The organism is Paragemmobacter kunshanensis, from assembly GCF_011059185.1.
Classification (GTDB): domain Bacteria; phylum Pseudomonadota; class Alphaproteobacteria; order Rhodobacterales; family Rhodobacteraceae; genus Paragemmobacter; species Paragemmobacter kunshanensis.
This window is the reverse complement of the sequence record NZ_JAALFE010000018.1, coordinates 34,499-47,480: the sequence shown is the minus strand read 5'-3', so window position 1 is coordinate 47,480 and position 12,982 is coordinate 34,499. Positions and strand designations below refer to the sequence as shown.

At 66.7% G+C, this 12,982-nt stretch carries 12 protein-coding genes; 1 reads left to right on the top strand and 11 read right to left on the bottom strand.

Going from position 1 to position 12,982, the window contains the following annotated elements:
• Positions 1–32: 32 nt before the first annotated feature.
• From G5V65_RS16515 to coxB, 10 genes are all read right to left on the bottom strand, one after another.
• The gene (locus tag G5V65_RS16515) at positions 33–824 is read right to left on the bottom strand and encodes an MBL fold metallo-hydrolase (protein WP_165052279.1); all 792 of its coding nucleotides are present in this window, start codon (positions 822–824) and stop codon (positions 33–35) included.
• Positions 825–1,058: 234 nt separating this feature from the next.
• On the bottom strand, positions 1,059–1,643 hold the full coding sequence (locus tag G5V65_RS16510) for a GNAT family N-acetyltransferase (protein WP_165052208.1): 585 nt from the start codon (positions 1,641–1,643) through the stop codon (positions 1,059–1,061).
• Complete coding sequence (locus tag G5V65_RS16505) at positions 1,643–2,902, bottom strand: M16 family metallopeptidase (protein WP_165052206.1); 1,260 nt, start codon at positions 2,900–2,902, stop codon at positions 1,643–1,645. The genes G5V65_RS16510 and G5V65_RS16505 overlap by 1 nt, the downstream gene beginning before the upstream one ends.
• Positions 2,899–4,284 carry a threonine synthase gene (thrC, locus tag G5V65_RS16500; RefSeq protein WP_165052203.1) on the bottom strand — a complete coding sequence of 462 codons (1,386 nt, stop codon included), beginning with the start codon at positions 4,282–4,284 and terminating at the stop codon, positions 2,899–2,901. Before thrC ends, G5V65_RS16505 begins: the two co-directional genes overlap by 4 nt.
• Before the next feature lie 10 nt (positions 4,285–4,294).
• Positions 4,295–4,966, bottom strand: coding sequence for an SURF1 family protein (locus tag G5V65_RS16495; RefSeq protein ID WP_165052201.1), 672 nt, complete (start codon positions 4,964–4,966; stop codon positions 4,295–4,297).
• A 106-nt stretch (positions 4,967–5,072) separates the two neighbouring features.
• Positions 5,073–5,873 (bottom strand): cytochrome c oxidase subunit 3, encoded by an 801-nt coding sequence (locus G5V65_RS16490; protein WP_165052199.1) that lies wholly within the window; start codon positions 5,871–5,873, stop codon positions 5,073–5,075.
• 22 nt (positions 5,874–5,895) lie between these two features.
• Entirely contained in the window at positions 5,896–6,465 is a 570-nt protein-coding gene (locus G5V65_RS16485) for a cytochrome c oxidase assembly protein (protein ID WP_165052197.1), read from the bottom strand.
• A complete protein-coding gene (locus G5V65_RS16480; protein ID WP_165052194.1) occupies positions 6,462–6,653 on the bottom strand; it encodes a hypothetical protein in 192 nt (63 codons plus the stop codon). Before G5V65_RS16480 ends, G5V65_RS16485 begins: the two co-directional genes overlap by 4 nt.
• On the bottom strand, positions 6,653–7,585 hold the full coding sequence (cyoE, locus tag G5V65_RS16475; RefSeq protein WP_165052192.1) for a heme o synthase: 933 nt from the start codon (positions 7,583–7,585) through the stop codon (positions 6,653–6,655). Before cyoE ends, G5V65_RS16480 begins: the two co-directional genes overlap by 1 nt.
• 74 nt (positions 7,586–7,659) lie before the next feature.
• Positions 7,660–8,553, bottom strand: a complete 894-nt coding sequence (gene coxB, locus G5V65_RS16470) for a cytochrome c oxidase subunit II (protein WP_165052190.1) — start codon at positions 8,551–8,553, stop codon at positions 7,660–7,662.
• Positions 8,554–8,737: 184 nt separating this feature from the next.
• On the opposite strand from coxB, the gene tldD reads away from it, so the two are divergent.
• Positions 8,738–10,159 carry a metalloprotease TldD gene (gene tldD / locus G5V65_RS16465; protein ID WP_165052188.1) on the top strand — a complete coding sequence of 474 codons (1,422 nt, stop codon included), beginning with the start codon at positions 8,738–8,740 and terminating at the stop codon, positions 10,157–10,159.
• A 378-nt stretch (positions 10,160–10,537) separates the two neighbouring features.
• Here tldD and G5V65_RS16460 read toward each other — a convergent pair whose 3' ends face one another.
• Positions 10,538–12,856, bottom strand: coding sequence for a Tex family protein (locus tag G5V65_RS16460; protein ID WP_165052186.1), 2,319 nt, complete (start codon positions 12,854–12,856; stop codon positions 10,538–10,540).
• Between the last annotated feature and the right edge of the window lie 126 nt (positions 12,857–12,982).

Here is a 12,982-nt window from a genome sequence, read left to right as displayed (position 1 = left end):
TCCTATCCCAAGCCCCAAGGCCCGGAAAGACCCTAGGGGATGAAGTCCGGCTCCAGCACCATGATCGTGGGCCGCCCCGGCAGATCCTGCAGCGAAAGGTCCAGCTCCGGCCCGCCTACGTCCACCACCTGGAACTGGCCCTCCATCTCTTCCAGAAAGGTCACCAGCGAGGCCCCCGAAAACCAGTGCATCGGAATGACGACCGAGGCGCGCAGCCTGCGCACCACCTCGCTCATCGCTTCGGTGGACATGGTATATCCCCCGTCCACCGGCACCATCACCACATCCAGACGCCCGATCGAGGCATATTGTGCATCATCCGGGATCTGGTGCAGATGCCCCAGATGCCCGATGCACAGGCCCCCCGCCTCGAAGACGAAGATCGAATTGCCATCCGCCCGCGCGCCCTCGCCAAAGGGGCCGCGCGTATCCGTGGTGACATTGCGCACCAGCATGGAGCCGAGGTCCAGTTCGTGAAAGGCGGGTTGCCCCTCCTGCGGCCAGCCCTGCAGGACATGCGGGATGCGCGGATCGGGATTGCTCGTCCAGTGGGTGGAATGGGCGTTGTTCATCGTCACCACATCCGGCACCACATCCGGATTGCCGATGAAGCCCGTATAGTCGGTCACGGCAAGGGTGCCGTCCTCGGCCTCGATGGCAAAGCTGGCATGGTCGAGATAGCGGATGCGCACATGCCCCGCTGCAACCGGCGCCCCGATCGCCGCGCGCCATACCCGCTCGGGCGAGACCGGCCCTTGCGCCAGCGCAAAACAGTTGGAGGGTATCCGCTCCTGTGCCGAGGCAGGCAGGGCAAGGGCGGACATCGCAGCCAGGAGGGCAGCGCCGACCACCGCCCCACCCTGCCGCAGTCCCGGGATCAGGGGGAAACGGCCCTTTCGGGCCGTGCCCCCATGCACGATCTGCTGCACAATCCCCTGCACCGGATGCGGCATGGTCCCTTCCTCCCTCACGGCTGATGCGGAACAAGATGCACCAGCCTGCCACGGGGCAAGAGCCGCGCCGCTTCACGCTTTCGTCAACCTCGGGGGAAACGGGCGTCAGCCCACATCGGTGCGGCCGCGCCGATCCGTCCTGAGCGCCGAATAAAGCACATGATTCCGCCACCGCCCGGAAATCTGCAGATAGCTCTGCGCGACGCCCTCATACTTGAAGCCGCACTTCTCCAGCACCCCGCGCGAGGCCGCATTCTCCGGCAGGCAGGCCGCCTCGATCCGGCTCAGGTCCATCACCGCAAAGGCATGATGCACCACGGCAAGGATCGCCTCGCGCATGTAGCCGCGCCGCGAAAATCTTTCGCCAATCCAATAGCCCAGCGTCCCCGCCTGCGCCGGGCCCCGCCGGATATTGTCCAGCGTGATCGCCCCCAGAAGCGCCTGATCCTCGCGCCGGATCATCATCAAGGGCAGCGCCGCCCCCTGCCCCTCGGCCCGCGCCGCCCAGTAGACGCGGTTGGTAAAGGCCCGCCGCGTCAGGTGATCCCCGGCCCAGACAGGCTCCCATGGCGTCAGGAAGGCCTCGCTCTCCTGCCGCAGCGCGGCCCAGGCCTTCCAGTCCGCATGTTGCGGCAGGCGCAGCGTCATCCGCTCGGTCTCGATCCTGGCCTTGCGGTGCAGCCCCAGCATCAGGCGGCAAGCCTTGCCTTGACTGCCTCCAGATCGGGCGCATCACCGACCGGCCCATAAAGCGCCATCGCCGCCTTCGCACCCACCAGACGCTCTCCGTAGGCCCTGACATCGCCCACGGAAACCGCGTCGATCTTGGCAACCGTTTCTTCCACCCCGGGCACCCGGCCCCAGATCGACAAGAGCCGCGCATTGCGCTCTGCCCGGCTTGACGGGCTTTCCAGCCCCATCAGAAGCCCGGCCTTCAGCTGCGCCCGGGCGCGGTTCACCTCGGCCTCGGTCATGTCTTCGGCGGCGCGCTTCAACTCGTCCATCGTCAGGCCCACCAGATCGCCGATCTCCTCTTCCGAGGTGCCTGCATAGACGGTGATCTGCCCGGTATCCTCATAGGCGCCGGACTGGGCGAAGATCGAATAGCAAAGCCCCCGCTCCTCGCGGATCTTCTGGAACAGTCGGCTCGACATGCCGCCCCCCATCGCCGTGGCATAGACCTGGGCTGCATAGACATCCGGCGCGCGGTAGCCCGGCCCTTCAAAGGCCAGCGCCACATGGACCTGCTCCAGATCCTTGATCTCGCGCCGCTCGCCCCCGGCAAAGCGCGCGGGCTGCAGGGTCGCGTTGCCCACCGGCTTCAGATGACCGAAGGTCGCCTCGGCCTGCCGCACGATGGCATCGTGGTCCACGCCCCCGGCAGCGGCAAGGATCATCTGGTCGGGGCCGTAATGTTCGCCCACGAAGGCCCGCAGATCGCCCTGCCCAAAGGCCGAAACCCGCTCGGCCGGGCCAAGAATGGTGCGGCCGAAGGGCTGATCGGGATAGGAAACCTCCTGCAGCCAGTCAAAGATGATGTCATCGGGCGTATCCAGCGCCTGCCCGATTTCCTGCAGGATGACATGGCGCTCCGTCTCGATCTCCTTCGGGTCGAAGACAGGGTTCAGCACGATGTCCGAAATCACATCCAGGGCCAGCCCCACATCGGGCGACAGGACGCGGGCGTAATAGGCCGTCATCTCGCGGCTGGTATAGGCGTTGATATAGCCGCCCACATCCTCGATCTCTTCGGCGATGCGCAGGGCCGACCGCTTCTCCGTCCCCTTGAAGGCCATATGTTCCAGGAAATGCGCGATGCCGTTCTGCTCGGCCCGCTCATGCCGCCCGCCTGCCGTGACCCAGATCCCCGCCGATGCGGAAAGAAGGCCCGGCATATCCTCCGTCACGATGCGGAAGCCGTTGGAAAGCGTGGTGATCTTCAGGCTCAACCGCCGATCCTTTCACGAATGATGCCCTGCAGCGCCGCCAGGTCATTGGCCACCCGCGTCACCCGCTCGGGGCGGTCGAACAGATCGGCCATCCGGGGCGGCAGCGCCGGGCGCGTGCCCATCGCCCCTTCCACCGCATCGGGAAACTTGGCCGGATGGGCCGTCGCCAGCGTGATCATCGGGGCCGCGCCCAGATGTTCCTCGGCCACCTTCACCCCCACCGCGGAATGCGGGCACAGCACCTCGCCCGTCCGGGCAAAGGCCGACCGGATCGTCGCCACCGTCTCTTCCTCGGAACAGCGGCCCGAGGCAAAGGTCGCGCGCAGCATCTCCAGCGCGCCCTGGCTGATATGGAACCCGCCCGCCTTCAACTCGGCCATCAGTTGCGCCACCGCCGCCCCGTCGCGGCCATAGGCATCGAACAGCGCGCGTTCGAAATTCGACGACACCTGGATATCCATCGACGGGCTGATCGAGGGGCGCACCCCATCCGTCACATAGCCGCCCGTCCGCATGGCACGATCAAGGATGTCGTTCTGGTTCGTCGCGATCACCAGCTTCTCGATCGGCAGCCCCATCCTGCGCGCGATGTATCCGGCGAAGATGTCGCCGAAATTGCCCGTCGGCACGGTAAAGCTGACGGCGCGATGCGGCGCACCCAGCGAGACGGCGCTGCTGAAGTAATAGACGACCTGCGCCAGAACCCGCGCCCAGTTGATCGAATTCACCCCCGCCAGCCGCACGCCATCGCGGAAGGCGAAATCGTTGAACATGTCCTTCACGCGCGCCTGGGCATCATCGAAATCGCCGTCGATGGCCAGCGCGTGGACATTGGATTCAACCGGCGTCGTCATCTGGCGTCGCTGCACCTCGGATACCCGGCCATGCGGGTAAAGGATGAACAGGTCGACATTCGCCAATCCCCGGAACGCCTCCATCGCGGCCGATCCCGTATCGCCCGAGGTGGCCCCCACGATGGTGATCCGCTCCCCTGTCTTGGCCAGCGCCGCCTGCATCATCTGCCCGATGAGCTGCATGGCGAAATCCTTGAAGGCCAGCGTGGGCCCGTGGAACAGCTCCAGCAGGAAATGGTTCGGGCCAAGCTGCACCAGGGGCGCGCGGGCGTCATGGCCGAACCCCGCATAGGCCCGGGCGATCAGGCCGCGGAATTCGTCATCGCCAAAGGTGTCGCCCAGAAAGGGGCGCATCACGCGGAAGGCGATCTCCTCATAGGGCAGCCCCGCCATCGCGGCGATGGCCTCCTTCGACAGGGTCGGCACGGATTGCGGCACATAAAGCCCGCCATCCCGGGCCAGCCCCGTCATCATCGCTTCGCCGAATGTCAGAACCGGTGCAGCACCACGGGTCGAGATATAGTTCATAGCCACGCCTTCATGCCCTTCGCTGCCTGATACGCCACAGAAGATACGCTGTCATCCCCAGCCAGACGGCCGCCAGCGAAAACCATGTGATCGCATAGTTCATGTGGTCATTGGGAATACCCGAAGTGTCGACAGGCATCGGTTCGATCCCGCCGCCGGTTGGCCTGCGCGCGACAATAAATGTCGGCTCCGCATCCAGCGCCGCCGCCATGGCCGCGACATCCCGGGCGAACCACAGGCCCGTCTGCCCATCCGGCGGGGGGGTGAATCCATCCGTCTCTTCCGGCCAGTGCAGGTTGCCCTCTACCCGCGCAGGCCCGGACATCCGCGCCGCCCCGCGCGCATCCTGCGGAACGAAACCCCGATCCACCAGAACCCGGCGGCCCTCTCCGGTCTCGAAGACCTCCACCACGCGCACCCCGGGCCCTATCTGCTTGCGGCTGACCAGCACATCGAGATGTTCCCCGGTGAACCGCCCCTCTGCCACAACCGGCAGATAGCGATCCGTCGCCGGGTCAGGGTCCGCCGGCAGCGCCACCGGCGCATCCGTGATCCGGGCCGCGATCTCGGCCAGCACGGCCTCTTTCCAGGCCAGACGCTGCACCTGCCATATCCCCAGCGAAATCAGGATGCCGCCGCCCACCAGGCCGATCACCAGGGGAAAGATCATTCTGCGCAGCATCCGTCTCACTCCGGTCAAAAGGAAAGGCGCGCACCCGCCCGGGTCCGCGCCTTCCAAGGGTCGGGGGGCGGGGCGCCGCCCCCCGGGCCTCGTTCATGCCAGGGGCTCAGCGGCCCCAGACATAGATCGAGGCGAACAGGAACAGCCAGACCACGTCGACAAAGTGCCAGTACCAGGCCGCGGCTTCGAAGCCGATATGCTTCTCGGGGGTGAAATGCCCCTTCATCGCCCGGATCAGGCAGACGATCAGGAAGATCGTGCCGATCAGCACGTGAAAGCCGTGAAAGCCCGTCGCCATGAAGAAGTTCGCGCCATAGATGTTGCCGGCAAAGCCGAAGGCGGCATGGCTGTATTCATAGGCCTGGAAGAAGGTGAACAGCACGCCCAGCACGATGGCCAGCGCCAGACCGTTCACCAGATCCTTGCGGTTGTTCTCATGCACCAGCGCATGATGCGCCCAGGTGGCCGCCGCGCCCGAGCAGAGCAGGATCAGCGTGTTGATCAGCGGCAGGTGCCAGGGATCGAAGGTCTCGATCCCGGCCGGCGGCCAGACCCCGTCGATCGCCGGGCTGTCCGGCCCCATCGGGTAAAGCGCATGCTTGAAGAAGGACCAGAACCACGCCGCGAAGAACATCACTTCCGACATGATGAACATGATGAAGCCATAGCGCAGACCGATCCGCACCACCGGGGTGTGATCGCCGACCTGGCTTTCCTTCACCACATCGGCCCACCAGCCGAACATCACGTAAAGCACGCCCACCAGGCCGATCAGCCCCAGCCACGGCCCGTTGCCATGCATCCACAGCACGGCGCCGAACAGCATGACAAAGGCCGATACCGCCCCGAGGAAGGGCCAGATCGACGGCGGCAGGATATGGTAATCGTGGTTCTTGGCGTGTGCCATTCCGGTTCCCTCGTTCTTTTTGTCAGTTTACCGCCTCGCCCGCAGGCACGGCAAGCGCGGCCTGTTCCTCGGGCAGGGGTGTTTCGTAGAATGTATAGGACAGCGTGATCTCTTTCACGAAGGCGCCTTCCGGATCCTGCACCATCGCGGGATCGACGAAAAAGGACACCGGCATCTCCACCCGCTCACCGGGTTGCAGCACCTGTTCGGTAAAGCAGAAGCAGGCGATCTTGTCGAAATAGCCCCCCGCCGCATCCGGCGCGACGTTATAGCTTGCCGTGCCCGCCACCACGCGATCCGTGGGGTTGTAGGCCTCATAGAAGGCCAGCGCATTCTCGCCGATCCGCACCGTCATCTCGCGCTGCACCGGGCGGAACTCCCAGGGCATCCCCCGCTCGGTCGAGGCGTCGAACTTCACCACCACGGTCCGGTCCAGGATCGTGCCCGGCGCAGCCGTCGCCACGCCCGTCGTGCCGCCAAAGCCCGTGACCCGGCAGAACCAGTCATAGAAGGGCACCGCCGCGAAGGACAACGAGGCCATCGTGACAGCGACCCCCACCAGATAGATCGCCGTGCGGTTCTGTCCCTTCATTGCCCCTCCTCCGTCGCCATTTCCGGGCGGACCGAGTGATCGAAGGCCTGCATCGGATCCCCCCGCGTGACCTTCACCACCGTCAGCGCAAAGACCAGCACGATGAACAGGCCCAGCGTCACGCCGACGCCCACATTCCGGCCCAGCCGCCGCTTGTGCAATTCATGTTCGGGCGGAAAGGCAGCCATCACCAGCCCCCCAGACCATAAGGCCGCAGCGCCGCCTCGGCGAGGAAGGCCCCGAAATGCAGGAACAGGTAGTAAAGCGAAAAGCGGAACACCGATTTCTCGACAGCATAGGAATCCGCCTCGGCAACCGCCTCGTCCCGCCGCCAGATCCGCCAAGCCCCGAGGATGAACCAGGCATTCAGCAGCACCGCCGCCGTCAGATAGATCGGCCCGCCGATCGACGTGAAGGCCGCGCCAACCGCCACCGGGGCAAGCAGCAGCGTATAGACCAGGATATGGTTGCGCGTGGCCTTGCGGCCATGGGTCACCGTCAGCATGGGCACCCCGGCCTTGGAATAGTCATCCTTCATGAACAGCGCCAGCGCCCAGAAATGCGGCGGCGTCCACATGAAGATCAGCGCGAACATCAGCAGGCTTTCGATCGACACGCTGCCCGTCGCACAGGCCCAGCCCACCATGGGCGGAAAGGCCCCCGCGGCCCCGCCGATCACGATGTTCTGCGGCGTCGACCGCTTCAGCCACATCGAATAGACCACCGCATAGAAGAAGATGGTAAACGCCAGCAGCCCCGCCGCCAGCCAGTTTGCCGCCAGCCCCAGCATCACCACCGAAAGCCCCGAAAGCGCCAGCCCGACCGCCAGCGCCTCGCCCGCCTCCACCTTTCCGGCGGGAACCGGGCGGCCCTTGGTGCGCCGCATCACCGCGTCGATATCGGCATCCCACCACATGTTCAGCGCGCCCGAGGCCCCGGCCCCCAGCGCCACGAACAGGATCGACGCGAAGGCGATCACCGGATGCACGGCCACCGGCGCGACCAGCAGCCCCACCAGCGCGGTGAAGACGACAAGCGACATCACGCGCGGCTTCAGAAGCTGCACGTAATCGCCAAAGCCTGCCTCGCCGGGCTGTTCAAAGGCGCGAATGTCGCTCATGCGCTACGTCCTCAAGGTGGGGGAAAGGCCCTGGAGGCAAATCCGGGGCAGCCCCTGCCATTTCCTGCCGACACTCAGTCGTTCGATGCCAGCGCCACCGGCTGCGCCAGATCGGCATCCGACAGCATCACATCCCCGGCCTCGGCCTTGGCCACCCAGGCGGCATAGGCCGCTTCGGACACGACCTTCACCGTGATCGGCATATAGGCATGGTCCTTGCCACAGAGTTCCGAGCATTGGCCGAAATAGATGCCCTCGCGCTCGGCGCTGAACCACAGCTGCGCCAGACGGCCCGGCACCGCGTCCTGCATCACGCCAAAGGCCGGGATCTTCCAGGAATGGATCACGTCCGCGGCCGTCACGTTCATCACCACGGTCTTGCCCACCGGCACCACGACGGCCGTATCGGTGGCCAGCAGATACTGGTTCTCGGCATAGCCATGGGCCGCCAGGTCTTCCTTGGCCAGCATGAAGCTGTCAAAGGCGATCGGCGCGGCATCCGCGGCCTCGGTCACGCCGTTGTCGGTATATTCATAGGACCAGAACCACTGGTTCCCGGTCACCTTGATGGTGATGTCGGCCGTGGGGATCTCCTGCTGCTTGAACAGCACCGGCAGCGAGAACGCCCCGATGAACACCAGGATCAGGATCGGCACCACCGTCCAGGCCACTTCCAGCGGCGAATTGTGGGTAAAGGTGGCCGGCGTCTTGTTGGCCTTCTCGTTGTAGCGGATCATCACCCAGATCAGCAGCGCGGTCACGAAGATCGTGATCACCGTGATGATCACCAGGATCATGTGATCCAGCCCCTGCAGATCGCGTGCAAGCTCCGTCGCCGCGGGCTGAAAGCCCATTTTCTGCGGCAAGGGCTCGCCCACGACCTCAAGCCCCTGCGCGAAGGCCGCGCTGGACAGAAGCGAACCGGTGCCGATGGCGGCCACAGCCTTGAAAGTGGTCAGAAGACGCATGTTCTTTTCCCGTTCGAGTGCGCGGCCTGTCGCCGCTGCTTTTTTCCCATATGCGGCCCGCAACCGGCCGACACACAGAATCCCGTTGTTTCCGCTTCGCTTGAAACCATATTAGGGGCTGCGCGGCAAGCCAAACCATTGCGGCAAATGCGCGCCGTTTGACACAGATCAAGGACGCCCTCAGATGACCGACGCGCCATTCCGCCCCTTCGAAACGGCGCTGGACGAGGAAACCGCCCTCGCCATCCTGCGCGAGGCGACCGCGGGCGCCGAGGATGGCGAGCTTTTTCTGGAACGCAAGCGGTCCGAGGCGATCGTTCTCGATGACGGCCGCATCAAGACCGCTGCCTATGATGCCTCCGAAGGATTCGGCCTGCGCGCCGTCCGGGGCGAGGTGGCGGGCTATGCCCATTCCACCGAAATCTCCGAAAGATCGCTGCGCCGCGCGGCGCAGACGGCACGCCTTGCCGTGGGCGATGGCGGCGGCACGCTGGCGCAGGGGCCGCAGGGCACGAACCGCCGGCTCTATGGCGATGCCGATCCGATGGCGGATGCGGCCTTCGCCGGAAAGCTCGACCTTCTGAAAGAGATCGACGCCTATGCCCGCGCCCTCGATCCGCGCGTCGTGCAGGTCTCCGCCACCCTCTCCGCCGGGCTGCAAGAGGTTGAAATCCTGCGCCCCGAGGGCCTTCGCCTTGCCGATATCCGGCCCATGGCCCGGCTCAATGTCTCGGTCATCGTCGAACAGGCCGGGCGGCGCGAACAGGGCGGCATGGGTGGCGGCGGCCGCTTCGGCCTTGCCGCCCTGATGGACCGCGCCCGCTGGCAACCCATGGTGCAAGAGGCGCTGCGCATCGCGCTGGTCAATCTCGACGCCGTCCCCGCCCCCGCGGGCGTGATGGATGTCGTCCTCGGCCCCGGCTGGCCCGGCATCCTTCTGCACGAAGCCATCGGTCACGGCCTCGAAGGCGATTTCAACCGCAAGCAGACCTCGGCCTTCTCGGGCCTCATGGGCCAGCGCATCGCCGCGCCCGGCGTCACGGTGCTGGACGACGGCACCCTCCCCGACCGGCGCGGCTCCATCTCGATCGACGATGAAGGCACGCCCTCGGGCCGGAACGTGCTGATCGAGGATGGTATCCTCACGGGCTACATGCAGGATCGCCAGAATGCCCGCCTGATGGGCGTGGCCCCCACCGGCAACGGACGGCGCGAAAGCTTCGCCCATATCCCCATGCCGCGCATGACCAATACCTACATGCTGGCGGGCCAGGATGATCCGAAGGACATCCTCGCCGGGCTGAAGGATGGGATCTATGCCGTGGGCTTCGGCGGCGGCCAGGTGGATATCACCAACGGCAAGTTCGTCTTCTCCTGCACCGAGGCCTACCGCGTGCAGAACGGCAAGGTGGGGGCGCCGGTCAAGGGCGCCACGCTGATCGGCGACGGGGCGACGGCGCTCAAGGGCATCCGCGCCATCGGCAATGACCTGAACCTCGATCCCGGCATCGGCAATTGCGGCAAGGCCGGGCAATGGGTTCCCGTGGGCGTGGGCCAACCCACCCTGCTGATCGGCGGGCTGACCGTGGGCGGCTCGGCAGCCTGAGGCATCCCCGCGCCAGAAGCCATGCGCCACCGGGGGGGGAACATGCGCCAAGGGCGCATGTCGGGGGGCCGGACGGCCCCCCGGCCCCTTCGACGCGCCCCCTCAGAGATACCCGCCCTCCGGCACCCCGCCAAAGACCTGGCCCCACCGAAACAGCCCGCGCCACCGGGGGGGGGGAGCATGCGCCAAAGGCGCATGCCCGGGGGGGCCGGACGGCCCCCCTGCCCCTTCGACCCGACCCCTCAGAAAAACCCACCCTCCGGCACCCCGCCAAAGCCTTGGCCCCACCGCAACAGCCCGCGCCACCGGGGGGGGGGAGCATGCGCCAAAGGCGCATGCCCGGGGGGGCCGGACGGCCCCCCTGCCCTTGGGGACGACCTAGCGGGTGAACTTCCCCTTCAGCGCATCGGCAAAGGCATTGCCCCCGCCCCCGCTTGCCTTCGGGGCAGATGACATCGGCCCGCGCGGCGGCTGGCCCTTGGCGGGGGCCGGGCCGCGCTCGCGCACCTGATCCCGCGCCGGGGCCGCGTCCGACCGCATGGTCAGGCCGATCCGCTTGCGCGCCGCATCCACCTCGACCACGCGCACCTTCACCACATCGCCCGCCTTCACCACCTCATGCGGATCCTTCACGAAACGGTCCGCCAGCTGGCTCACATGCACCAGCCCGTCCTGATGCACCCCGATATCGACAAAGGCCCCGAAGGCCGCGACATTCGTCACCGTGCCCTCCAGCATCATCCCGGGCTTCAGATCCGAAATCTCGTTCACCCCATCGGCGAAGGTCGCCGTCCGGAACGAAGGCCGCGGGTCGCGCCCGGGCTTTTCCAGTTCCGCCAGAATGTCCCTCACCGTGGGCAGACCAAAGCGCTCATCCACGAAGACCCGCGGATCGACCGATTTCAGCGCCGCCGCATCCCCCATCAAGGCCCGGATGTCCCGCCCGCAGGCCGCCACGATCCGCCGTGCCACCTCATAGGCTTCGGGATGGACCGATGATGCATCCAGCGGCTCCTTCCCCCCCGCGATCCGCAGGAACCCCGCCGCCTGCTCAAAGGCCTTCGGCCCCAGCCGCGCCACCTTCAGCAGGTCCTTGCGCGTCGCAAAGGGCCCGTTCGCATCGCGATGCGCGACGATGGCCTCCGCCAGCGACGGCCCCACCCCCGAAACCCGCGCCAGAAGCGGGGCCGAGGCGGTGTTCAGATCCACCCCCACCGCGTTCACCGCATCCTCCACCACCGCCTCCAGCGACCGGCCCAGACGGTGCTGATCGACGTCATGCTGATACTGACCCACGCCGATCGACTTCGGCTCGATCTTCACCAGTTCCGCCAGCGGATCCTGCAGGCGGCGCGCGATCGACACCGCCCCCCGCAACGACACGTCCAGACCGGGAAACTCCTTCGCCGCCAATTCGGATGCCGAATAGACCGACGCCCCCGCCTCGCTCACGATCACCTTCACCGGCTTCTCCGCCCCCGGCAGCACGGCCAGCAGATCGGCCACCATCTTCTCCGTCTCGCGGCTGGCCGTGCCATTGCCGATGGCGATCAGCTGCACCCGATGCTTGCTGATCAACTGCGCCAGCGCCACCTGGGCGCCGCGCAGATCGTTCTTGGGCTGGAAGGGATAGACCGTCTCCGTCGCCAGCACCTTGCCCGTGGCGTCGATCACCGCGACCTTCACCCCCGTGCGGATCCCGGGATCCAAGCCCATCGTAGCCTTCCCCCCTGCCGGGGCCGCCAGCAGCAGGTCCTTCAGATTGCGGGCAAAGACGCGGATCGCCTCTTCCTCGGCCCGCTCGCGCATCTCGCCCATCAGATCCAGCGTCAGCGAAGTGCGGATCTTCACCCGCCAGGTCCAGGCCGCCGCCTCGCGCAGCCAGGCATCCCCGGGCCCGCGCCCCGTCAGGCCAAGCACCGCGCCACAGGCCCGCTCGGCCGGGCTGTCGCCCTTGGGCGCATCGGCATCCACCTCCAGATCCAGCGCAAGAACCCCCTCGTTGCGCCCCCGCAGCATGGCCAGAACCCGATGCGAAGGCGCCCCGGCCCAAGCTTCCACATGCGCGAAATAGTCCGAGAACTTCGCCCCCTCGGCCTCCTTGCCCTCCACGACCTTCGAGACGATCTTCGCCACCTGCTTCAAATGCCCGCGCAACCGCCCCAGAAGATCGGCATTCTCGGCCAGCCCCTCGGCGATGATGTCGCGCGCGCCCTCCAGCGCGGCCTTCACGTCGGGCACCGCCTCGGTCACAAAGCCCGACGCCAGCCCCGCCGGATCGGCAGCCCGGTCGGCCAGGATCGCCTCGGCCAGCGGGCCAAGCCCGTTTTCCCGCGCGATCATCGCGCGCGTCCGGCGCTTTGGCTTGTAGGGCAGATAGATATCCTCAAGCTCGGCCTTGGTCGCGGCCTTCAGGATCGCCGCCTGCAAGCCCTCGGTCATCTTGCCCTGTTCGGTGATCGACGACAGGATCGCCGCCCGCCGCGCCTCCATCTCGCGCAGATAGCCCAGCCGCTCGGCCAGATTGCGCAACTGCGTATCGTCCAGCCCGCCCGTCGCCTCTTTCCGGTAGCGCGCCACGAAGGGCACCGTCGCCCCCTCGTCCAGCAGGGCGATGGCCGCCGCCACCTGTCCGGTCTGCGCCCCGATCTCGGTCGCGATGATCTGGGGGATGCGGCGGGCGGTGTCGGTCGTCATGGAAGTCCTTTCCGAAGGTATCGAGTCGCAGGGCGCGACCTTAGCCGCGCCTCCCGCGCCATCCAACCCCGCCCCGGCGGCAAGCCGCCACTGGCCCAGGGCGCGCACGATCCCCGATCACCCCTG